The sequence below is a fragment of the Enterococcus malodoratus genome, from assembly GCF_027659535.1.
GTDB lineage: Bacteria > Bacillota > Bacilli > Lactobacillales > Enterococcaceae > Enterococcus_A > Enterococcus_A malodoratus.
Genome location: NZ_JAQDPG010000012.1, coordinates 46882 through 70423, shown reverse-complemented (window position 1 = coordinate 70423; position 23542 = coordinate 46882). Strand labels below are relative to the sequence as shown.

The following is a 23542-nucleotide window of genomic DNA, read 5'->3' as shown; positions in this document are numbered from 1 at the left end:
AAGAAAACGAAAAACGACTAAATTCTGCCTTTCTCAAACTAACTATGCGTAGGTGATTCTGTTCAGTCGTCATCCTCCCACTCCGGAGAGGAGGTGATGCGAAGTTGAGCGAGCTTATTCGATATGTCCTCGCACCACTCTTTGTGGGATTGATCATCGCCCTCGTCAACCATTGGTTGAGCGGACATGATCCATGACGACTGGAAGATAAATACCCCTGCGATTCTGTTTTGATCGCAGGGGTTGGTTCATTATGTTTATAAATCGGAACATTCACTATCCACTATCGAAGTGAACGCAGCTTTGCCATTAACCTATTGAATTACGATTTATATTTCGCCAAAAATTCTTCTCTATCTGAACTATAGCGATGGTACTTCCCATCTTCATCAATAGAAAGCAAAAGCAGTAACATATCAATAATCGCCATATGCGCCATTCGAGTAGAACTGATCGCCTCAAAATACACTTTTTCACTAGTAAAACTTAATAATACATGTTCCACCAGGTTTACTAGCGGTGATTTATCATAACTTGTAATTGCGATTGATGGCGTGTTTCTTTCTTTCGCAATAGATGCAATATCTACTATCATATTGGTGCTTCCAGAATTGGAGATTAACAAACATGCGTCTTTCTCAGTCATTCGGAAAGCAGCGTTTGTTTGCATTTCTGGTCCAATATCCACATTTGTACGAATCCCATACTGTGTAAATTGATAACCTGCATAAACGGCTAGTGGATTTGTGTTTCCTGCACCGAAAATATAGAGAGTATCACAGTTCTTGATCAATTCTAAGGCTTGTTTAGCTTCATCACGATTGATTAATTCATCGCATTTTTTTAATTCTTCCATTTTGTAGTTGAAAATATTATGAATGGACGTATTGTAATCATTCAGATCAAGTTCAAAATTTGTCTCTTTCTTTTCGTCTTGAATATTTCTGGCCAAAGCAATTTTAAAATGATAAAAACCTTTATATCCAGCCTTTTTTGACAAACGCATGATCGTCGCTTCACTGGCATTAGATTTTTCCGCTAAATCTGTCACACTCATATTCGTTACTTCGCTTGGATGCTCCATGACAAAGTCAGCGACTTTTTTTTCTTGTTCAAACAAATCTTTATAGATATTCTTTAGTGAAATTAAAACATTGGTTTCATCCATGTACAGCCCTCACATCATCTAATTATTCATTAATTATAAACCATCGAAGCTGTACAACCAACCTATTTCAGTTCTACAGTTGCTACAAGATCCCCTTTGGAACCCTTTTGTCCATCACCTGCGATGATTGATTTTACTGCATCCATGTTCGTCACTACGACGATCATCTCATCAGATTTCCCCGCATCATTGATTTTTTTTAAATCAACGTTCGCAATCGCCGTTCTCCCATTGACTTTGTCTCCTACCTTAACAAGAATCTCAAACGGATCACCCTTCAAATCCACGGTATCAAGTCCCATGTGAACCAGTACTTCTAACCCTTCTTCTGTACGAATTCCAACCGCATGATTGGTTTCAAAAATCGTGCTGACTATCCCGTAAACAGGTGCATAAATGGTGGAATCAATAGGCTTAACTGCATAACCGTCACCCATCATTTTTTCTGCAAAAACAGGATCGGATACTTCTTCCATCTTTATTACTTGACCATCACAAACCTGGAACAAATCCACCTCTTTTAAAGTACCAGCAGATAAGTTGTTTCCGTCGACAATAGTTGGCGATGCTACATCAATCACTTCAGCATCTTCAGCTACTTCATCCGGCTCACCATCGTACTGCCGTTTATTCTTCAAACTAAAGACATAGGTCATCCCAAATCCAGCAATGGCAGATAATGCGATCGTGACCAAACAGAAGATAAAGTTCGTCATACTTCCATCCGGTGAAATATAGACTGGTGAAGTCACTAAACCTGGTCCAGCATACACATACTGTTTCAAATTGACTATCCCCGCAAAGATTGAACCAATCGAGGCACCAGTCATTGCGCCTAATAATGGCGTTCTAAAATTTAAACAAATCCCATATAGCGCTGGTTCAGTGATTCCAATGATTGCTGTGATCCCTGAAGAAGCTCCGATTGATTTCGTATCGGTGTTTCTGCTCAAAAACCAAACCGCTAAGGCTGCACCGCCAATAGCCGAGTTTCCTGCTAGGCCGCCAGGCAGGAAGATATTGTCGAATCCAACTGCATTCAAATGCTCCATGTTAATGAAGTAAACGGCCTTGTCCATACCCGTGATGATACTAAGCGGAGTGAAAAAGCCCCAAATCGCTAAAGCACCAAGTTTGAATTGGCCTGCAATCAAATTCAAGAACCACATTAATTTCGTACCTGCAATATAACCGATCGGTCCAAGAAAAACTAATGTGACTGGAATTGAGATCACTAGCGTTACTAATGGTAACAAGAAATATCGTCCAGCTTGCGGAATCTTATCTTTAAAGAAACGGTAAACCAATGCCATAAATGCCGTTCCAAGAAGCATCGGTAAAAAAGAACCGTTATACTGGACCTGGGTCACCGGCAAGCCAAAGACGTCAAGTCCTTTAATGTTATTGATTTCAGGTGCTAACAATGCCATTCCCAGCAAAGCACCCAATGCCGGATCAGCTTTCAATTTTGTAGCAGCAGACCAGCCCAATACGATCGGCATAAAATAAAAGCCTGCGCCAGCCGCACCATTAAGAATAACAACTAAACCACTGTCAGCATCCAACCCCAGAAAGTTCGTACAAACCGTTAAAAATGCTAACAACATTCCACAACCCAAATAGATCGGAATAACCGGAGCAACAGTTCCGCTGATATACTCAACAATTAGTGATCCAAAGCCTTTTAAGGTCATTTTTTTCTTCTCGCCTATAGGTTCACTAGAACCACCCTTTCCTTTAAATCCTGTACTACTCATAAATTCTTCGTAAACTGTGCTTACATCAGTCCCGATGATGATTTGAATCTCATTGCCCTCCATCACCCGAACACCCATCACCGCTTTGACTTTTTTCAAGCCCGCTTCATCCAGTTTCCCCATATCTGTCAGTCTAAAACGAAGTCTTGTCGCACAATGACCTGCGCTGACTAAATTATCTAAACCACCTATATTTTTTACTATCCCATTTATTGTAGATTCATATTTCATTTGGTTATCTCCCTTCCCATTTCAAATTCAGCAAACTGAATTCAACCTTCATTTCTTCAGGACATTTTTTGATCAATAAATACTCAATCCAAACTATTCGGTAACCGTTTACATAATTGCTAATGAATGTATTACTAAAGACCCTTTTCCCGACGTCAAAGAAAAGCATCACTAATTGTTTACTATTTCACTTTCATATAGAAACCTCTCCGAGTACAATAGTGCACCCGGATGTTTCGTTATACTAATCCATTGATCAATTATATCTTCACTTTATCCTGAGTCTGCGATTCTGTCTAAACTATTTTTGCTGAATTTATAAACCTTTTGCGGCAGCAACAATATTTTCAACAGTCAACCCATACAGTTCAAACAACTTGTCTGGATTTCCTGACTTGCCAAATGTATCTTGAATGCCAACCATTTTAACTTTCTTTGGCTCATTTTGCGTTAGTAGTTCACTAACCGCACTACCTAACCCGCCTATAACATTGTGCTCTTCCACAGTAATAAATCCCTTTACCTCTTTAGCCGTCGCTAAGAGCAGTTCTTCATCCAATGGCTTGATCGTAGGCAGGTTAATTACTTTTGCATCAATGCCTTCTTCGACCAGTCGATCCGCGGCTTCTTTGGCTTTGACCACCATCAATCCAGTAGCTACGATCGCGATATCTTTTCCTTCACGGATCACTTCGCCTTTGCCAATCTCAAACTTATAATTATCAGAATGCAGCGTTGGCGTTGGCACTCGACTCATTCGCAGATAAACGGGACCCTTATACTCAGCTGCAGCTAAAACGGCTTGTCTTGCTTCAACATCATCACATGGATGAAGAATTGTCATATTCGGTAAGCTGCGCATAATAGCGATGTCCTCGATAGCTTGATGAGTACCGCCATCCTCTCCGACACTAATCCCAGCATGCGTACCAACAATTTTTACATTAGCATTTGGATAGCAAACTGAATTTCTTATTTGATCAAACGCTCTTCCTGTAGCAAATACTGCAAAAGTACTGGCAAAAGGAATCTTACCGCTCAAAGCCAATCCAGTTGCCGTTCCGATCATGTCTGCTTCAGCAATGCCAACATTGAAAAAACGTTCTGGACATTGGTTGGCAAACATCATCGATTTTGTGGCATGAGCCAAATCTGCATCTAACACAACAACATCTTCATTATCGATTAATTCTACTAGCGTTTTCCCATAAGCTTCTCTCGTCGCTGTATTCATCATTCGTTCCCTCTCAATTCCTTGACTGCTGCATCGCGTTGCTCTGCGTTTGGTGCTACGCCATGCCAGCTGCCATTATTTTCCATAAAGGATACACCTTTGCCTTTGGCCGTTTCAGCAATAATCACGGTTGGCTTACCTTGAACCTTTTTTGCTTCGTCCAAAGCTTGAGAAATTTCATCAAAATCATGACCATTAATTTTAATGACTATCCAATTAAAAGCCTCAAACTTTTTATCAATTGGATTTACTGTCATTACTTCATCGTTAGTACCATCGATTTGCAGTCCGTTGTGGTCCACAATCGCAATGATATTGTCCAATTTGTAATGTGCCGATGTCATGGCTGCTTCCCAAACCTGACCCTCTTGTAACTCGCCATCGCCAAAAATGGTGTAGATTGTATGATTTTGTTGATTCAGTTTTGCTGCCAAGGCCATCCCATTAGCTATACTTAATCCTTGACCTAAAGAACCTGTCGAGGCATCGATCCCAGGAGTCGATTTCATATCTGGATGACCTTGCAGCATTTCGCCTGCCTTTCGTAATTTCATCAGCTCTTCTTTGTCAAAATAGCCTTGATTGGCTAAAGTCGCGTACAATGCGGGAGCCACATGCCCTTTGGATAAAACGAGGCGGTCGCGATTTTCCATCTTCGGATTTTTTGAATCAATATTCATCTTGTCATAGAACAAAACAGTTATGATATCAATGATCGATAATGATCCTCCTGGGTGTCCCGAACCGGCTTCTGCTATCATTTCGATAATGTCGATACGTGCGGAGTTAGCAATTTGCTCTAATTCCTTTGTCCTAATAGTTGTTCCAGTCATTTTTATTCCTCCAGTTTATTCGAGATTTGAATGCTTTTTGAACATTTCTTTATTTTCTTTGTCTGATCGTTCCATCAGCCCTAACACAATTGAATCCCCCAGTAATAAAACTGTTTGCTCATACAAGGAAGCCATTGGCTGAACAGAGGCGAAACTGCTCTCCGCTACATTTTTACTCGGGGCCGGAATGACAACTTTCGCATCTGATAGATTCGCTAAAGTCGAATCTCCATTCCCTGTTAGCGCTAATACCTTTCCACCGAAGTATTGTGCCTTTTCCGCCATTTGCAAAAATTGTTTCGTCTCGCCTGACCCAGAAGCAATCACCAGTAAATCATTTTTTTCAAAATTTGGGGTAATTGTTTCACCAACAACATAAGCATCTTTACCCATGTGCATCAAACGCATCGCGAAAGATTTGATTGCGAATCCCGCTCTTCCTAGCGCCAATACAAATATCTTTGGTGCTTTTTCTACTAACTCTAAGGCAGTATCAAATTCCTCATTAGAAATTCGGTCCAATGATTGTGAATTTTCCCTTAGAACCTGTTCCTCATATTTATTCAACCCCATAAAGAAACCTCCTATACGAAATTTATTTCGTTTACAAAATCAGTATAAGCTGATAAATCCAAATAGTCAACGTTTTTCACGAAATATATTTTGCGAAAAAGAAGTAAACTAGTGATTTCATTGCCATCCAAGAAAATATATTTCGCTCCAAAGAAATTTTTTTCGTTATGTCGGAGTTTTCAACTATCATACGAGCAATATAAAAACCACTCGTTTAAAACGGGTGGTTTGAGCTTCGGTTTGAAACCTCTATTATTGACCGTAGCCTGAAAGAACATCATAAGAATAAATCACTATATATTCTTGAATTTCCAAAGATTCCTTTCCGTTATCAGAAGGTAAAGTAACAACGACACCTTGTAATCTCAATTTTGGGAATAACATAGGAGCACCTCTTTTGTTTTATCGTTCAGTGACACCACGAACATATTGAAGATGCCAGTATCTAAAAACTACCAAAGTGCTAAAGGTGTTTTTGTAATTGGTTTTGGGAAAATATGATCAAGTTGAATTAACTCCTCTTGAGCTAATTCAATTTCTAATGCTTTTATGTTTTCTCTTACGTGTTCGGTATCACTGGATTTTGGTATTGCGATCGTTCTGCCATCGCGAATGCTCCAAGACAGCAAAATTTGATAAACGGATGCTCTATGATTGTTCGCAATTTCTTTCAGCACACTCCTCTCAGAGTTTACGTCTGGGAGACTTCCTTTCAAAATAGGAGAATAGGCAATTAGAGGTATTTCGTTAATTCTCATATATGGTAATACATCAAATTCAATTCCCCGGTCTACGATATTATATTTCAATTGATTCGCAGCGCATTCTTTTCCATAATCTGACTCCACTAGTCGTTGCAGGTCCGAATAATCTATATTGGAAACACCCCAAGACTTTATTTTTCCAAGTTGCTTCATTCGTTGCATTGCTTCAGCCGTTTCTTCTAAAGAGACATCTCCTTGCCAATGAAGGAGATACATATCAAGATAGTCGACATTTAATCGTTTTAAGGATTGATCCAAGCTTTGCGGCAGAAGTTCTTTCGAAGAATTTTCTGGTAAAACTTTTGAAATGAGAAAAATATTCTCTCTTTTGACTGATTGAATTGCTTCGCCAACTAAGATTTCAGACTTCCCTTCGCCATACATTTCAGCAGTATCGATTACTTGAGCCCCCAGCTCAACTCCTATTTTAAGTGCTTGCAACTCGCTTTCTCTCTTCTTTTTATGATCACCAATTTGCCATGTACCGAGTCCTATTGGTGAAACCCTTTGCCCTGCCAATAATACTTTTTCCAAGTCTTCCCCTTCTTTCTGTCATTACATATCAAACACATACCACGCCAATTTTATACAGTAATTGTATTTGCTACATCATGAGCTGTAAAGAAAATATCCTGCTAAAAGGCTTAGGGAACATGGTAAACTAAAATAGTATTCGGGGAGGCGGAAACTTTAATCTGCAGGTTTATTACACTAGGCAGCGAAGTAAGATAACTAGGTACAATTACCTTGCCATTTTCGAGCATGTTTTAAAAATAAAATCTCTGATTGAAATCGTAATTGGATCTTATAAAGTTCGGTAATCTAATCACCTTTTTAATCGGAGCTCTTGCTCTTCTATTCTTAAATGAACAAGAATAGTAAAATTTCTTTGTCCAATTCATTAGGTAGGTATCATCCAATCAGGAATTATATGTTGATTAAAAAACGATACTCTAATTGGGACTATTGTCGAAGATTGAACAGATCAGATGATTATTGTATAATAAATAACAGAATGTTTTTTTAGGAAGGTGCAAATCAATGTCGCTAGATACTCTTATTAATGAACATTACAATCAACTAAATGAAAATGACCTGTCGATTCTTCGATACATTACCAATAATCAAGTGGAAACAAGTAATTTGAATATTACTGAGTTGGCATCAATCGTTAACTATTCAACAGCCTCTATTTTAAGACTCACAAAAAAGCTTGGTTTCAGCGGGTATAGTGAATTCAAATATTTTCTAAAACAGCAGATTGATCTCCAAACGGAAGTAAAAAATAAGGACCGTGTTGACTATAGTACCGATGTTCTCAAATTTGATATTGATCAGACCATTAAGGAATTTCAAAATAATAAAAATTTGAACTCCCTATTTCAGCAGATGGATCAGGTTAATACGATCTATGCGTTTTGTGTCGGCTACGGACAACGGCTGATCTTGAAAGAGTTTGCCCGCTGTATGCTGGAATTCAAAAAAAATGTTGTCATCATCTCCGGCTATAATGAATTTGAAAAACTTTCTAATGATTTCACCGAAGATGATCTCGTATTTATTGTTTCCCAGATTGGGGAAGTCGATGAGCTTAACACGACGCTAAACAATTTGCGTGTTCGTGGTTGTAAGACTGTTTCTGTAACAAATCTTTCAAACAATGATCTGGCTAAACACACGATGTGGAATTTCTATTACGAAAATACCAATATTGACCAAGAAACACAGATGAATCGCTCTTCCTTTTTAACCTTGCATCTATTACTTCATTTACTATTTGATAGTTTTGTTTTATACAAAAAAGAACGTCCATGAGAAACAATCATGGACGTTCTTTCCTTTTAGATCAGTAATTTAATCAGCTAAATATTCGACACTTTTATTTCCATTGTAGATTTCTTTGTCTAGTTCTCCTTCACCATTCGCCACTAACATGCCAACCAAAACGTCTACATCAACGTTTAAGAACGTTCTAAACATGCCGGCAAACCAGTCAACACTAAACATCAACGCTACACCTTCAGCAGGTAATCCTAATGAGGCCGCTAAAAATGTTGCAGATACAGCAAAGCCGCCAGGAACCGTAATTGTTCCCATACATAACATAATAGACAAACCGATTCCTAAAATGATCTTGTCTATCCCTAACTCAATTCCTGCGCTTTGAGCCAAAAACACAATAACCGAAACGTTACTTAGCGCCGCACCGCAGCTGCACATTGACATCCCTAACGGTGCAGTAAAATCCGTGACCTTTTTACTTATCCCAAATTTTTCTACACTATCCTCTAAAACCGTTGGAAATGTAATCGCTGATGACGTAGTTGTTAAGGCAATAATAGACATTTTCAAAAATTTCTGAGGCATCAATAATGGGTTCACTCCGCAGCGGATCGCTGTAAAGATTGAGAAAACCACCATCATTAAGAAAACACCCACCGCAGCTACGCCTAAATATTTTAACATAGGAACAATCACGGATAGTCCGATTGCCCCAGATACATTCGCTAGTAGACAAAAAATACCGATTGGCGCAACTTTCATTACTCCTTGAATAATATTTAGAACAATTGCATTCAACCCATTAATCATTTCAAGAACGACCATATTTCCTGTTTTTTGTACATATTTGTTTAATCCTACTCCAAAGAATAGCGCAAACACGATACAAGGAATCATTTGACCATTTGCCATAGCCTCAATAACATTTGTAGGTACAAATCCTAACAAGGTCTCTTGAATTCCGACTGCCTCTTGTGAACCGACATCGACCTTTCCGTTTAGAGCTTCCATACCTGCCCCTGGTTGAATGATCATGGAAATGACCAATCCTGCTAAAGCAGATAGAACAGTAAAAATCAGTATCCATTTGAATGTGTGGAAGCCCATCCTCCCTGCACTTTTTCCTTTCATGTCTCCCATTGCTCCGATAACTGAAGTCATTACTAAAATAACAACAGACATTTGGATCAATCGAATAAATATGTCTCCGATAAACTTAATATTAGCAGCCCATGGTCCCACAATAGACCCAAAAGCGATTCCTAATACCGTTGCGAGAATAATTTGGTTTGTCGTTGAAGATAATGCCTTTTTCATGGTTATTCTCCTTTCTGCGTTACAGCTAAAATCACCGCTTGATGTGGTTTCAATTTCAGCTCTTGGTTGGTAATATCCAGTTTTTCGTCTGCTGTATACTGGTAATTGTCTAATAAAACCTTTTCAATTGTAACATCTAGATCGAGAATTGCTTCTTTATCTTGGAAATTTGCGATCAGCAAAATATCTGATTCAGCCCCATGGCGATAGAAGGCGATTATATTGTCCTTTTCCTCAAAAACAGGTTCAAACGATCCGTAGACGAATGCATCTCCATATGTTTCATCTTTTCTCAATGAAATCAGTTTCTGATAGAACTTCCAAACGGAATTTTCATCCTTCAATTGCGACTCAACATTGATATCAACGTAATTGGGATTTACTTTCAGCCATGGTTTTCCTGTAGTAAACCCTGCATTTGCGTCAGTACTCCACAGCATTGGTGTGCGACCGTTGTCTCTGCTGTATTTGTTCACAAGTTTAAGAGCTCTGCTTGGTTCGATTCCTGCATCTAGAGCCACTTGGTATTCATTGTGAGTAAATAAATCATCAAATTCATCAATTGAATCGAATGGTGTATTTTCCATCCCGATTTCTTGTCCTTGATATAAAAATGGAAGCCCTGGGCGCATGAATAGGATGGCTGCCAGCATTTTTTTACTATAATCATTGCATTCTTCTTCAGGAATGTAGTGACTCACTCCGCGGGGCTCATCATGGTTCTCAATGATATTCGCCTTCATACCGATTCCTTCGATTTCTCGAATACTATCATAGATTACTTGTCTGTAGTTGTTGGCAGTAATTGGATTTCGATCATACCAGCCGTTTCCGCTAACTTCCATAGAATCTGTACTTAGATCGAATATTGTAGAAAAATACCCATTATCTCCTACATATTCCTCTAGCTTAGCCCGGTCAAAACTGGATAGCTCTGCCACGGTCAGCGCATCGATTTTGTTAAACGTTTGTTCACTAAGCTCTTTAAGAAAGACCTCGATTCCCTTGACGCTTTCAACCATTCTGAATTTACTTACTAGCCCATCTTCTCTATCCGGCGGAAAACTTTTATACTCCATATCCTTCTTAATATTGGCGATAGCATCCAATCTGAATCCAGCGATTCCTTTATCTTGCCACCAATTGATCATGTCATACATTTCTTGACGCAATTCTGGGTTTTCCCAATTTAAGTCTGGCTGTTCTTTGGCGAAGATATGCAGATAGAATTTATTAGTACCAGGAATCTTCGTCCACGTGGGTCCGCCAAATGTAGAGCGCCAATTGCTAGGCAACTCGCCGGATTCTTTTTCATCTACAATGTGGAAATAATCAGCATATTTTCCTTCTAAATCAGCCAATGCTTTCTGGAACCACTCATGCTGATCTGAACAGTGATTCAATACCAAATCCAACAGGATGTACATCTCTCTTTTTTTCGCTTCCGCAATCAGTTCATCCATGTCCTCCATTGTTCCGAAGATCGGTGCAACTCCTTGATAATCAGAAATATCATATCCTTGATCGACAAATGGAGACGTGAACATTGGAGACACCCAAATAATATCTATTCCCAGATTTTTCAAATAATCTAATTTATCAATAATACCTCTTAAATCTCCAACTCCATCGCCATTCGTATCGTTAAAGCTCTTTGGATAAATTTGGTAAGCTACCTTACCGTGCCACCATTGTTTTTTCATGCTAACAGCTCCTCTATAATTATTTTGAATTCGCTTTCTAACAACAATATATCCGCAATGGTTAGAAGAACCAATACAGTAGAGGGATTCTGGCATTTATTCGCAAAGTAGTTTTTTTTAACAAAAGATGAAAAATTTTACAGGCACGCTTCAGGCCTATTCTAGTTGGAGTTTCAGCAACAAAAGTGTGGCAAAAAAAAAGAAAATCGATTTTTAATGAGCGGGTGTGATCAATAAAAATACCCCTGCGATCAAAAACAGATCGCAGGGGTTGATTATGATTCGTGTTAATCGAACTTATTGAGAAATAGATACGAACCACTTTTATCCGAAAACCTACTTAAAAGCGGCTTATCAGATAGCATTGTAATAGTCTAAAACCAAGTTAAACATAGCTGAGCCCTTTTGGAGTCCAGTAATTCTTTCGATAGTGTTCTCAATCCCATCTTTTTGAATGTACTCTTGCAGTTTCACAGCTTCTTCATCCTCTGGATTATCGTATTTAAAGGCATACGCAGCACCGTACAACAGATGTTCCGTCGATAAGCCATACTCAGAAGCGATATATACTGGTCCCATTATTCGATCGTCTGGAGACAATTTTCGAATCGGCTGACGGGCAACTCTAGCGATAGGATCATTGATTCCTTCTTGATTGTAATCATCGTAGCGTTTGATAATCATTTCGTTGATATAGTGCGTCATTTCATCCTTAGAAAAACCGAATTTCTTTTCCAGTCCTGCCGCTGATTCAAGAACTGCCTTTTTCACTTTTTCTTGAATAGCTGCATCACGAAGCGCTTCATCAACCATAGTATATCCATGTATATGCCCAATATAACTAGTTATCGCAAGCCAGCAATTCACCAAATAAATCTTTCTTTTGAGGACTGCTTCTAAATTATCTACGTACTCAGCACCCGCAATCGGTTTACTGTCTGGGTCATCTAGTTTTTGACGCTCGATCGCAAGTTCATGGGAGTCGCTGATCGCGGTCCCCTCTTTCCCATTGTAAACTCCCCCAAACACAAACCTGTCAACACCAGTGTTCGGATAGGCTCCAATCTCTTTTAACTGATCCATGGTAACAATTCCTGTATCAACCATAAGGCTTACCAATGTATCTGTACCCATAATAGCGTTCTCGCATGCCATAACCAGCACTCTGCTTAGTCCCTCATTTAATCGTTTCTTTAACCCTTCAGCTAAAATGGGGGCCACACTCACTAAATTGGTTTTCATAACAGAGGTCGCGATGATATTAACCTGTGTAATAGCCTCAATTATTTCTTCTTGATTTTTTAAAAGCGACAGTGCAGAAACATTATTAATAACCTTTTCCTCATAATTATGGTTGGTTAGAAACAGGCTGTAACAGTTGTTTTTATTTATTTCCTCGATCACTTCATCGGAGACATCCGCAAAAATAATTTCATACCCATCATCATGAAGCAGTTCTCCAATGAACCCTTGACCAATTTTTCCTGCACCAAAGACCAATGCTTTTTTCATACTTTAAACAAACCACCTTCGCTTTAAAATTAGTAATGCATTCGTTAACCTAGTACTTCCATGAATTCATCGTGATACTTTCCAAAAGTACTTGGACTTTTCAGAATTTTTGAAGCGCTGCCTACTACAAAGCCATTTGCTCCACTTTCAGACATTTTTTTGCTATTCTCTGGTGTTGTATTTCCATCCACTAATAGATCAATTTCAGGATTATAGGAATCTAGTAATTGCCTGATTCTTTTTAATTTATCGAAGGAATTAGGTACGAGTGTTTGACCGGCGAATCCGGGATTTACTGTCATCAAGGTCACATAATCCAACTGATCAACACATTCCTCTAAATAAGAAATTGGCGTTCCAGGACTAATGACTAGTCCGGCTCTACATCCCATATCCTTTATCGTTTGAAGCAATCGATACGGTTGCTGCGTCGTTTCTGGATGAAAACTAATCCAATCATCTTTTTTTATATTAAACATAGAAATGTAATTCTCAGGTTCATTAACCATCAAGTGGATATCTATAGGGATCTGAGTCATTTGTTTTAAATCGTTAAAAACCGATGTCCCTAACATAATGTTTGGCACAAAATGACCATCCATTACATCGAAATGAATGACAGAAAGATTGTACTGATCAAATTGTTTCATGTACTCTTCGTATTCATAAATTTTTGGAACCATTATTGATGGGGATACGAATTTACTTAATCCCATAAACTGTTCACGTCCTTTTTTATTTATCGTAGTAATTTAAAAGATCCCAATAATCGCTCCGACAGCTGAGATCAACACTAAGATCAATAGCACCGTCGTAGACTTCATTTTTTTGTTCAGACATAGTAAAGCAATCATCGTTACTGCCAGCGGCAATACACCTTGCAAAAGTTTATCTAAAATATCAGTTTGAACATTTAGCTTTAATCCGCCAAACTTGAACACTAAGCTCGTACTAAGACTTACATAATTCGCAGTCAATGCACCAATCACGACACCACCCATGACTTTGGCTCCCAGCATTACCTTTTTCAGCAGATCGCCATTCATTAATTTTTGGATACCCTCTTTACCATAGTTGTAGCCCTGCATCCAAAGGTAATAGGCGATTCCCAACATGATGGCAAACATAGAGACAACGTAGAAAATCGGGCCAAAAATGTTCCCCTCAGAGCCGATACTTATGGCAATGGATAATAAAATTGGGACCAGTGTTCCCTGCCACAAAGTATCACCAATACCTGCCAAAGGACCCATTAAACCAGTCTTAATTGAATTGATAGCATCACCGGTAATGGGTGCGCCGCTCGCCTTTTCTTCTTCTAAAGCGATCGTCAGTCCACCAATGATCCCGCCAAAATGCGGCTCTGTATTGAAAAATTCCAAATGTCGATTGTAGCTGTCACGAAGCGCATTTTCATCTCCTTCATACAAGCGATTCAGTACCGGCAGCATCGCATGCAGGAAGCCAGAAGATTGCATCCGTTCATAGTTGTAATTTGAATGAGAAAAACAAGTCCAGCGCCAAAAGCTTTTCTTGATTATTTTTTTAGTTAACTTCGTTTCTTCCACTTTTTCCATAATTAGTCCACGCTCCTATGCTTGATTTGTTTTGAAAAACAATTGGGTATAAACGAAAGCGACAATAAATGCCAAGATCGAAACGGCAATAATTGGAAGTTCTAAATACACGGCTAAAACAAATCCGAGGAAATAGAAAACCGCTGTATCCTTCGTCATAATTGATTTCAAAATCATCGCGACCCCTAATGCAGGCAGTACTCCGCCAATAACTTCTAACACATGCAGCGGTTTTCCTTGCAACGCATCCAGAATACTTTTTACTGCGCCTGAGCCGAAATAAGCGACAATAAACACTGGGACTACTGAGATTAGCATTAAGAAAATTTGCGGAACAAACATTTGAATTCGATCAATTTTCTTTGAATCCAATTCATCTGCCGCTTTATCAATCATATGGAGAAATGAAATATCAACAGTCATATGGGCGATCCAGATAACCGTACCCAACAACCCGATTGGAACTGCCATTGAAACGGCAACCTCTGGTGAAGTACCAGCCGCCATCGCCAGTGCAGTACCCAATGTTCCAGCCAAACCGGGGTCCATCGGAACTGTTCCCCCAGCAGAAATGTAAGCTAGATAAGGCAAGCTGATTGCCGCACCGATCACACAGCCTTGAACAACATCACCCAGAACCAGTCCAACCAATGTTCCGCAAATCAATGGACGGGCTAGTACGGTACTTCCTAATAATGTCAGCCACGGTGTTCCATTCACACTTAAATAATAAATTAGACCAATTAACAACGCTTGAAAGATATTGATTTCCATTCTTTTCACTCCTTTTTATAGATATTGTTCGATATTGACACTCTTTTCTTCAGGGATTACTTGAACATAGACATTGACGCCTTTTTCTTTGATCGTTCTAAAGCATTGTCGTTCGGCATCGCTCACGGAAATATTACGATATAGTTGAGAACGATCTTTGCGAGCACCCATGCCGCCAACATTTAGAGCATTGATCTCTACTCCGCCATCAATGATGTGTTGAATAACTGTTGGATTTTTCGCTAATACAATAATCTTGTTTCCGTCAGCCTCCTGTTGTAAATAGTCAATGGCTGCTGCTTCTGAAAAGATCAGTACCTTGATCCCGGTTGGAGCTGATGAAGACATGATCATCTTTAGAAAATCATCCTGTGCTACCTCATCATCGATAATCACTATTTCATTTGCTTTTGTTTCGTGAACCCAGGCAGTCATTACTTGACCGTGGATTAGCCGATCATCAATTCGTGTAAATACAATATTTCTCATTATTCTTCCTCCTTAGAAAGTGTTTTCGCCTCTTTAAATAGTTCCTTGATACCGGTTTTTCCAGTGTCCATAATCTGATCGACCAATTCATCTAAATTCATGGAGTCTCTCACTAAGACACTCTCAATAAACATTGAAAAATTCACACCGGAAATGGAACGGTACTTTACTTCTGGCAGCTTCTTCACGCAATAAGCCGTTGCTTTAAAAGGACTGGCTCCGTAAAGATCTGAAAAGACCACTACACCATCTCCATCATCTAATTCTTGAATCTTTTCGGCCGTTCGATCGTAAAACTCATCGATGTTATCGCCTTCATAGAGTCCAAGATAATCAACCTTTTCATTCGTACCGACAATCATTTTTCCACTTTCAACGATGCCCTTCGAAAGATTGCCGTGACTTAATACTAAAATTCCAATCATACACTCACCCTTTCCTTTCGACTTAATATAAAGCAAGTAGTGTGCCAGTTTTTTCGCACACATGAAAACTGCTCAACCGCAAGCGTTTACATAGAAAAATATTTATGTGTAACATGTTTTTGTCACACATTCCCTTTTCTCTGATGTGTGCAATAAAAAAAGACCATCTGTCACACTTGTCATGTAACAGATGATCTTTTATAAAAATCCCTTGATGATCTTTGTCATGTATAACGTTTCGCTATCGGAAATTGTCGTTCCGTATATTCGTTCTAAAACGCTGACTTCTTCCTTTACTTCTCTAAAAACAGCATCTTTATCTAAGTCATCTACGTCAAATTGAAGACTCTCCTTGCGTAACGCACGTTCTAGCATTCCAAGACAATGAAAATAGAACTTGATGACAAGCGTATCGATAATTTCAAAATTCATTCGTTTAGCCAACGAAATCAGTATCTCATCCAATGCCTCAGTCGCCTTGTAGACGTTCAGAAAAATCACGCTTTTCTCCAATGAATGATAGAATAGATGGTCTTTATTTTTAATTAGTCGACGACTCGAATAATCAAAAATGTTCGTTTCACGCTTATTTCCCATTAAATAGGTGCTTTCTTCCAGCAATTCACTAACCAGCTGTTTCATTTCCATATTAGCAAACAGAGCTTTTCTGGTCGCTTCGATAATGACGGGCGACGTAACATTATCGATCACCATCGTCTCTATCCCTGTATCTTTGACAATCTTGTTTGGAAATGATGAAAATGAGCCCATATCAGCCAGCAGCAATACCCCTGATCCGCGATCAATCCGCTTTACCGTTTGCAAGGCCCTATAGTAAACATTCTCAACACTCTCATCAAGCGGCATATCAACTCCGACCGCATGACTTACGCCTAACAGGTCATTGACCATTTTCGCTAAGTTAGTCGCTACCCCTATCCCATGCATGAGTATCAAAATACCAATCGGGTTCTGTCTCACATTTTGATAAATAGTATCCAGAAAAAGCTCAATGATCTCCTGTTCTTCAAGGGGAATCTGCACCCCTATTTTTCGATTGATCTCAGCGATCAGCTTATCCGCATAAATTCTGAAGGGTGTTTCCGAACTAGGTTCATCAATTTTCTTTGGTCGGTAAGGACTATTGCTCGTTTGCAGCTTTAGAACCAATGCCTCAATGTGCAAGGCTAAATTATAGGTGACATGAGGATCGCTCTTGACCTCTAAATCCAATGATATTTCTGTAATGATTTCCTCAACAATATCCAAGATCTCTTTTGAGACTAATTTTTCTATTCCTTTATTGGCCGGCAACTCAATTTGTTCAGGTTTTAATTCAACTTTGAAATAGTCATCAATAAATGACGTAATTTTTTGTTGAATTTCTTTGATTGATCGGCCTTCTTTTAACAGCGTCGAGTATCTTTCCAGCACTGATTGATAAAATGACGTCTCATTACCGATAACTTCAGATGCAATTATCGGCAAGGATTGATTGGAACGCATCTTTTCACCTTGAAAATAGACCGCCTCTTGGACATGCGGATTGCCCTTAAGTTCAATTGTTTCATGTATCTCCATATGGTCTATCGCTATGCGGATGTCCTCTTTGCCTTGTATCATCGCTTGAGCAAATTCTTTCGCGCAAAAAATTTGAATATCATTTTTTAATTGACCAATATTACCTGGGCAGGTGTAATTTGCTAAGTATTCGATCACGGTTTTCTCCACTTTGATTTCGTGGTCAATCTTTTTTGATTCTATACAGAAAAAATAATCAATTAATTGTAAGCGCTCCTTGAAGGTTCGATCTTTAAGATCCGGCAAGGTTAATACCATCGGAAAACGTCGATTAAAGGTTTGAAGGAGCGTACTGTCAATATTTTCTGTAGTAGCACATAAAATTAGAACATTGACCGACCTCGCCGCGGTATCGGTCTCACCTAATCTGCGAAACTTTTGAGTATCGATAATCGTGAACAGCATTTCTTGTCCTTCGGGCGGAAGTCGATGAATTTCATCTAAAAATAGTACGCCATGATCTGATTTTTCTATGATCCCCGCTTTATCTGTATCTGCTCCTGTAAATGCCCCTTTAACATATCCAAAAAGAATGGATAAAAGCAGCTGCGGATTATTCGAATAATCGGCACAATTAAAATGAATGAAGGGACTCTTGTCTGTAAACCGTCCGATTTCTTGACCATACTGAAACATTATTTGTGCAAAGGTACTTTTTCCGACACCCGTTGATCCTAAAATGATTGTATGCAACCCATTAGGCGGATACATGATGGCCGCTTTCGCGGAATTTATATTCCTCCCTAAACTCCCCTCCGAACCAATAAAGCCAGAAAACGCATTCAATTTTTCAGATGTTTTTATCAATGAGTTTCCCGTATTCTTTGCTTGTGGTACAGGCGTTTTTTGTAGGTTCTCTATCGAGTAATCCTCGTTAATATAGTATTGTACCGGTTTTCCCTTTTTCTTCTTTAAACAGCCCACTCTAACTAATGCATTTAATTCTCGACTGGCTGCTGTTCGACTGATCATCAAGTGTTCAGACACATCTGCTGTTGTAACTTCAGAAACATGACATTCAGAAATAAAGGATAATACCTCTTCGCGCCTTCCCATTAAAACACCCCTCTCAAAACTTACATTCATGACTCGTCTATTGATTATAATTTAATGAGAAAAAGAGTCAAGCTTACTCCTGATAAAAAACTCGACCCTTCCCCACCAGATTATTTGCATTCAATCAATTACTACCATCCTTTATTGTTACAACTGAACAAAAACTTGATTCTATTTATTAAGAAAATAAGTATCACAAAACGAAGATAATTCTGCTGATTTCTCTTCTGTATCATGGTCATTCTCGAATAAAAACTTGTCCCATTCTTTGTGCTTCCCTCGCCAACCATTGGTTGAACAGGTGTGATCCATGACGGCCGGAAGACAAATACCCCTGCGATTTTTAATCGCAAGGGTATTTGAATAGTCATATTAGCATTCACTGCTCACTATCGAAATGAATGTAGCTTCGTCCTCAAATACTGATAATCATTTATAACCTCTTCTGGCAGATCGATATGAGGAAGAAATCCTGCTCCTTGTGGTCCGTAGCCTTCCTCGGTATCGTATAGGCGTTTGATTTCACCTATTACCAATGAAATGAAGTACTCCTCTTCCCATAATCCGTCTAGTTGATCATCTTTAAACTTATTTTGTTTTTCTAGATATGGAATGAACGGTGTGAAACGAAAGAATTCATACTCGTCAGCTGGAAAAGCTTGCTGAAAGGTCAGCTTGGTTCTTCTCAACAAAATAGGGTCTTGCAGCAGCAATATTTTCTGCGCCTTATGCTTCATAGTCTCTACTATTTCGAATGAAAATCGTGCGTTTTCACCGGTATTTCGTGATTCTTCTTCGAGGAAGATTTCTCCAAATGATGTGCGGTGGTGTTTTTCGACTATTTTTCCTAACAGCTTTGCTTCGCTGTCGCTTTTTGTGTATTCTTCTTCTTTCAGAACAGAAAATCGTTGGATATTTTCTAATAGCTTGACCGTTCCATGACCATTCCCACCGGAAATTAATAGCCTAGGTGCGACCTTTTTATCAAGCAGTTCCCTACAATATTTGGCTAAAGGCGGCAGGCTGTTTCCAGCAAGAATGATCAAGTCAAATTTGTTTCCAATAAGCTCTTGCGGAGTAATATCTGATTCTGCCAAATAGCGGATTAATCGATTCATCTGTTCGATCATGTTTACTTCTTCCTCCTACCAAAAAAGGAACGATCACAAAGCTGCTTTGCATCGTCCCTTAGATTCTTTTTTTGATTAATAGAATTCTTTTGAATTTTTGTCTGCAGCGTTAAGGCCTAAAACAACGGGTGTTGATTTATAGCCGACACCCATCCGATCGATCCCCATGTCGATTAATTGGAAGAAGTGTTCTTGGGTACGGATCGCTCCGCTGCCTTTCACTTTTGCTCTGCCTTGGGCAACATCCATCATCACTTGGATGATTTCTGGAGTAGCGCCATTGCCTTCGAATCCAGTTAAGAATCCTGTACTTGTTTTCAAGAAATCAGCTCCTGCTTGAATCGCGCATTCGCAGGCCTTCTTCACTTCATCCACGCTCAATGCATCTGTTTCAAAAATAACTTTTACAAGGACATCATATTTATGACAAACATCTACGACTGCTTTGATATCCGCTGTCACATCATCCCATTTGCCACTGCGAATCCAGCCATAGTTCGCTACGATATCTAATTCAGCTACATCGCCGCGTTTACAGTATAATTCGGCTTGAGCAACTTTAGATTCAGTTGTGCTGGTACCGAAGGGGAAATCACAAACAACACAGATCTCGGTTTTAGTTCCTTTGACTAATTCAGCTGCAATATCTAATGACGACGGGTTGATACAAACGGTTTTACAATGATAGTCAATCCCTTCTTGAATGTACTGGCGGATTTCTGCTTCCGTAAATTCTGGTTTCAGTACGGATTGATCAATATAGCTTCCTAATTCTTCTACAGTCATTTCACTCGCTTTTTTTGTTGGTTTCATTTAAAACGCTCCTTCTATAATTGATTAAATTGTTTTACAACATTCTCGACAGTATAGCCGAATTCTTTCATCAAAAGATCGCCAGGTGCAGATGCGCCGAAGGAATCGATGGTCAGCGCCACACCATTCTCGCCAATATATTTAGCCCAGCCAAATGACGAGGCCGCTTCAATCGCTACTCGTTTCTTGATGTTTTTTGGCAGTACGGATTCTTGATACGCAGCTGTTTGTGCTTCAAATCGATCAAAGCTTGGCAACGACACCACCGCAACATCTTTATTTTGTTCTTTTAGTACCTTTTGTGCTTCAATCGCTAGATTTACTTCAGATCCAGTTGCTATCAGTAAGCCCTCTGGATGATCGGTAGCCGCTTTAGAAATGACGTATCCGCCGCGAGCGACACCTTCTTCAGCAAGCTCTTTACTGCTTGACAATACTGGTAAATTTTGACGGCTCAGCACTAATAGTGTTGGTTTGTTCGTTGTTTCTAACGCGACTTTCCATGCTGCTGAGGTTTCGTTTCCATCTGCTGGACGGATCACTTGAACGTTTGGCATGCAGCGAACGCTGGCTAACTGCTCGATTGGTTCATGGGTCGGTCCGTCTTCGCCGACCGCGATCGAATCGTGTGTCAGTACATAGATAACTGGTAAATTCTGCAATGCGGACATCCGAATCGCTGGTCGCAGGTAATCAGTGAATACGAAGAAAGTTCCCCCATATACACGTGTTCCACCATGCAAATGGATACCGTTCATTGCTGCGGCCATCGCAAATTCCCGCACGCCGAACCAGATATTTCGTCCTTGATAGGAGCCGGGTTGAAACTCGGCTTCTTCAGCGATCGTCGTATTATTGGAACCGGACAAGTCCGCAGATCCGCCCCAGACTGTCGGAACAGCTTTGGCGATTGCTTGAATGGCCTCTTTGCTAGATACACGGCTCGCTTGGCTTGATCCTTCCTCATAGACAGGCAATACTTCAGACCAGTTTTCTGGTAATTTTCCAGCAAAGGCTTCTTTAAACTGGGCTGCTAATTCTGGATAGTCTTTTTGATAGCTCGCAAACAATTCATTCCATTCGGCTTCTTGTTTCGCGCCTTTGTCTTGAATCGCTTCTTTGAAACGCTGAGAGACTTCTTTTGGTACGGTAAATTCTGGATAGTCCCAACCATAGGCCTCTTTGGCTGTAGCAATTCCATCTGCGCCGATTGGTGCGCCGTGAACTGCGGATGTTCCTTCTCTTGGTGCACCGTAGCCGATGATCGTCTTGACTTCGATCAATGTCGGTTTTTCGGTTTCTGATTTTGCTTCATCGATTGCTTTACTGATAGCCGCAAGATCGTTGCCGTCTTCTACTAAAAGATGCTGCCAGCCGTATGCTTCATAACGTGCACCGACATTTTCGGTAAAGGCTTTGGACGTCGGCCCATCTAATGAAATGTCATTGGAATCATATAAAACAATCAGCTTTCCAAGCTTCAAATGCCCCGCCATCGAACTCGCTTCCTGTGAGACACCTTCCATGAAATCACCATCGCCGCAAAGCGCATAGGTGTAATGATCCATGATTTTGAAGCCTTCACGGTTATAGGTTGCGGCCAAATGTGCCTCAGCCATCGCCATGCCAACCGCCATCGAGATTCCTTGACCGAGTGGTCCTGATGTTGCTTCCACGCCATCGGTATCGTTGACTTCTGGATGCCCCGGCGTCTTGCTTTGCCATTGACGGAAATTTTTCAAGTCATCCAATGAAACCTGATAGCCGGATAAATGCAGCAGGCTGTACAACATCGATGAACCATGTCCAGCAGATAGGATAAAACGATCTCTATCCGCCCAATTCTTCGCTGTTTTGGGATTGATTTTTAAGTGCTTCGTCCAAAGGGCATAAGCCATCGGTGCTGCACCCATCGGTAATCCCGGATGCCCTGAATTGGCTTTTTGGATGGCATCAATACTCAACGTACGGATCGTATTTACCCCTAGTTGATCTGTGTTATCAAACATGTTTTTTCTCCTTACCAGTCAAAAGCTGCTTTCTTTATCAATATTATTTTGTACTTCTGTCACTACTTCGGCGTACCTCACTGGATTGCTGCCAAAGCGTCCGACAAAAACACCGTCGACTTCTTTGTTCCGAACAATCAGTGTGGCATTTTCTGGACTAACGGCTCCGCCATAGATGATTCTGACTTTCTCTGCGGATGCTAGATCAAACATTTTTGCCAGAACCTTTCGAATGATTCCGCAGACGTGATGAATGTGCGGCGCGCTGGCCGCCTTACTTTTATTCACTGCCCAGATATGCGTATAAGCAATCACTAGAGTCTCTATATCTTCCTTCTTCACACCATAAAGATCATTGAATAATTGTAAATAAAGGAAGGATTCAATCTCTTCTAGATCGTCTGTCTGCTCAACTTCGCCTACACATAAGATCGGCTTCAAGCCTTTTTCAAGAGTCAAACGCAGTTTTTTATTAATTGTCGCATCTGTTTCATGAAAGTATTGTCTTCTTTCCCAATGTCCTAGCTCCACGTAATCCCCCTGAATATCCAACAAGGATTCAATCGAATACTCCCCGGTATGCGCGCCGGATGCGTAGGCACTGATATTTTGTGCGCCTAATTGGATGTTGGTATTGCGTAAAACTTTTGAAACAGGATAGAGCATACCCATCGACGGCAGCAAAATCTTCTCAATACTGTGATCATTTCCTAAAAGCTCTACTAATTGTTCGGCAAAGGATACCGCTTCGACTTCGCGATTTTGTCTCATTGCCCAACTCATTACGACTACTGGTTTACGTTTACTCATTTTT

Annotated in this window: 21 protein-coding genes and 1 pseudogene; 2 read left to right on the top strand and 20 right to left on the bottom strand. The window is 39.9% G+C overall.

Going from position 1 to position 23542, the window contains the following annotated elements:
- Nucleotides 1-104: 104 nt before the first annotated feature.
- Nucleotides 105-197 (top strand): type I toxin-antitoxin system Fst family toxin, encoded by a 93-nt coding sequence (locus PGP85_RS17520; protein ID WP_178981148.1) that lies wholly within the window; start codon nucleotides 105-107, stop codon nucleotides 195-197.
- A 125-nt stretch (nucleotides 198-322) separates the two neighbouring features.
- On the opposite strand, the gene PGP85_RS17515 is transcribed toward PGP85_RS17520, so the two are convergent.
- From PGP85_RS17515 to PGP85_RS17485, 7 genes and pseudogenes are all read right to left on the bottom strand, one after another.
- Nucleotides 323-1168, bottom strand: a complete 846-nt coding sequence (locus PGP85_RS17515) for a MurR/RpiR family transcriptional regulator (RefSeq protein WP_270328661.1) — start codon at nucleotides 1166-1168, stop codon at nucleotides 323-325.
- A 62-nt stretch (nucleotides 1169-1230) separates the two neighbouring features.
- Complete coding sequence (locus PGP85_RS17510) at nucleotides 1231-3156, bottom strand: glucose PTS transporter subunit IIA (protein ID WP_270328660.1); 1926 nt, start codon at nucleotides 3154-3156, stop codon at nucleotides 1231-1233.
- Between the two features lie 316 nt (nucleotides 3157-3472).
- On the bottom strand, nucleotides 3473-4393 hold the full coding sequence (locus tag PGP85_RS17505) for a transketolase family protein (protein ID WP_270328658.1): 921 nt from the start codon (nucleotides 4391-4393) through the stop codon (nucleotides 3473-3475).
- Complete coding sequence (locus tag PGP85_RS17500) at nucleotides 4390-5223, bottom strand: transketolase (protein WP_270328657.1); 834 nt, start codon at nucleotides 5221-5223, stop codon at nucleotides 4390-4392. The genes PGP85_RS17505 and PGP85_RS17500 overlap by 4 nt, the downstream gene beginning before the upstream one ends.
- Nucleotides 5224-5238: 15 nt before the next feature.
- Nucleotides 5239-5796 (bottom strand): 6-phospho-3-hexuloisomerase, encoded by a 558-nt coding sequence (gene hxlB, locus PGP85_RS17495; protein WP_270328656.1) that lies wholly within the window; start codon nucleotides 5794-5796, stop codon nucleotides 5239-5241.
- A gap of 276 nt (nucleotides 5797-6072) precedes the next feature.
- Nucleotides 6073-6180: pseudogene (locus tag PGP85_RS17490) on the bottom strand (type II toxin-antitoxin system PemI/MazE family antitoxin); the annotation flags it as partial.
- A gap of 68 nt (nucleotides 6181-6248) precedes the next feature.
- Complete coding sequence (locus PGP85_RS17485; RefSeq protein WP_270328655.1) at nucleotides 6249-7094, bottom strand: aldo/keto reductase; 846 nt, start codon at nucleotides 7092-7094, stop codon at nucleotides 6249-6251.
- Between the two features lie 507 nt (nucleotides 7095-7601).
- Between PGP85_RS17485 and PGP85_RS17480 the strand changes: the two genes are divergently transcribed.
- Complete coding sequence (locus PGP85_RS17480) at nucleotides 7602-8375, top strand: MurR/RpiR family transcriptional regulator (RefSeq protein WP_270328653.1); 774 nt, start codon at nucleotides 7602-7604, stop codon at nucleotides 8373-8375.
- Between the two features lie 39 nt (nucleotides 8376-8414).
- Here PGP85_RS17480 and PGP85_RS17475 read toward each other — a convergent pair whose 3' ends face one another.
- From PGP85_RS17475 to PGP85_RS17415, 13 genes are all read right to left on the bottom strand, one after another.
- On the bottom strand, nucleotides 8415-9659 hold the full coding sequence (locus PGP85_RS17475; RefSeq protein WP_270328652.1) for a dicarboxylate/amino acid:cation symporter: 1245 nt from the start codon (nucleotides 9657-9659) through the stop codon (nucleotides 8415-8417).
- A 2-nt stretch (nucleotides 9660-9661) separates the two neighbouring features.
- A complete protein-coding gene (locus tag PGP85_RS17470) occupies nucleotides 9662-11362 on the bottom strand; it encodes a glycoside hydrolase family 13 protein (RefSeq protein ID WP_270328651.1) in 1701 nt (566 codons plus the stop codon).
- A gap of 354 nt (nucleotides 11363-11716) precedes the next feature.
- Nucleotides 11717-12874 carry a mannitol dehydrogenase family protein gene (locus tag PGP85_RS17465; protein ID WP_270328650.1) on the bottom strand — a complete coding sequence of 386 codons (1158 nt, stop codon included), beginning with the start codon at nucleotides 12872-12874 and terminating at the stop codon, nucleotides 11717-11719.
- Nucleotides 12875-12918: 44 nt separating this feature from the next.
- Complete coding sequence (locus PGP85_RS17460) at nucleotides 12919-13590, bottom strand: ribulose-phosphate 3-epimerase (protein WP_270328649.1); 672 nt, start codon at nucleotides 13588-13590, stop codon at nucleotides 12919-12921.
- 36 nt (nucleotides 13591-13626) lie between these two features.
- On the bottom strand, nucleotides 13627-14451 hold the full coding sequence (locus tag PGP85_RS17455) for a PTS system mannose/fructose/sorbose family transporter subunit IID (protein ID WP_270328648.1): 825 nt from the start codon (nucleotides 14449-14451) through the stop codon (nucleotides 13627-13629).
- A 15-nt stretch (nucleotides 14452-14466) separates the two neighbouring features.
- A complete protein-coding gene (locus tag PGP85_RS17450; protein ID WP_270328647.1) occupies nucleotides 14467-15225 on the bottom strand; it encodes a PTS mannose/fructose/sorbose/N-acetylgalactosamine transporter subunit IIC in 759 nt (252 codons plus the stop codon).
- 15 nt (nucleotides 15226-15240) lie between these two features.
- The gene (locus PGP85_RS17445; RefSeq protein ID WP_270328646.1) at nucleotides 15241-15714 is read right to left on the bottom strand and encodes a PTS system mannose/fructose/N-acetylgalactosamine-transporter subunit IIB; all 474 of its coding nucleotides are present in this window, start codon (nucleotides 15712-15714) and stop codon (nucleotides 15241-15243) included.
- Nucleotides 15714-16139 (bottom strand): PTS sugar transporter subunit IIA, encoded by a 426-nt coding sequence (locus PGP85_RS17440; protein WP_270328645.1) that lies wholly within the window; start codon nucleotides 16137-16139, stop codon nucleotides 15714-15716. Before PGP85_RS17440 ends, PGP85_RS17445 begins: the two co-directional genes overlap by 1 nt.
- Before the next feature lie 198 nt (nucleotides 16140-16337).
- The gene (locus PGP85_RS17435) at nucleotides 16338-18776 is read right to left on the bottom strand and encodes a sigma-54-dependent transcriptional regulator (RefSeq protein ID WP_270328644.1); all 2439 of its coding nucleotides are present in this window, start codon (nucleotides 18774-18776) and stop codon (nucleotides 16338-16340) included.
- 389 nt (nucleotides 18777-19165) lie between these two features.
- Entirely contained in the window at nucleotides 19166-19906 is a 741-nt protein-coding gene (locus tag PGP85_RS17430) for a YdcF family protein (protein WP_270328643.1), read from the bottom strand.
- Between the two features lie 75 nt (nucleotides 19907-19981).
- Nucleotides 19982-20719 carry a deoxyribose-phosphate aldolase gene (gene deoC, locus PGP85_RS17425; protein WP_270328642.1) on the bottom strand — a complete coding sequence of 246 codons (738 nt, stop codon included), beginning with the start codon at nucleotides 20717-20719 and terminating at the stop codon, nucleotides 19982-19984.
- Nucleotides 20720-20733: 14 nt separating this feature from the next.
- A complete protein-coding gene (tkt, locus tag PGP85_RS17420; RefSeq protein ID WP_270328640.1) occupies nucleotides 20734-22728 on the bottom strand; it encodes a transketolase in 1995 nt (664 codons plus the stop codon).
- A gap of 18 nt (nucleotides 22729-22746) precedes the next feature.
- The gene (locus PGP85_RS17415; protein WP_270328639.1) at nucleotides 22747-23538 is read right to left on the bottom strand and encodes a triose-phosphate isomerase family protein; all 792 of its coding nucleotides are present in this window, start codon (nucleotides 23536-23538) and stop codon (nucleotides 22747-22749) included.
- Nucleotides 23539-23542: the final 4 nt, after the last annotated feature.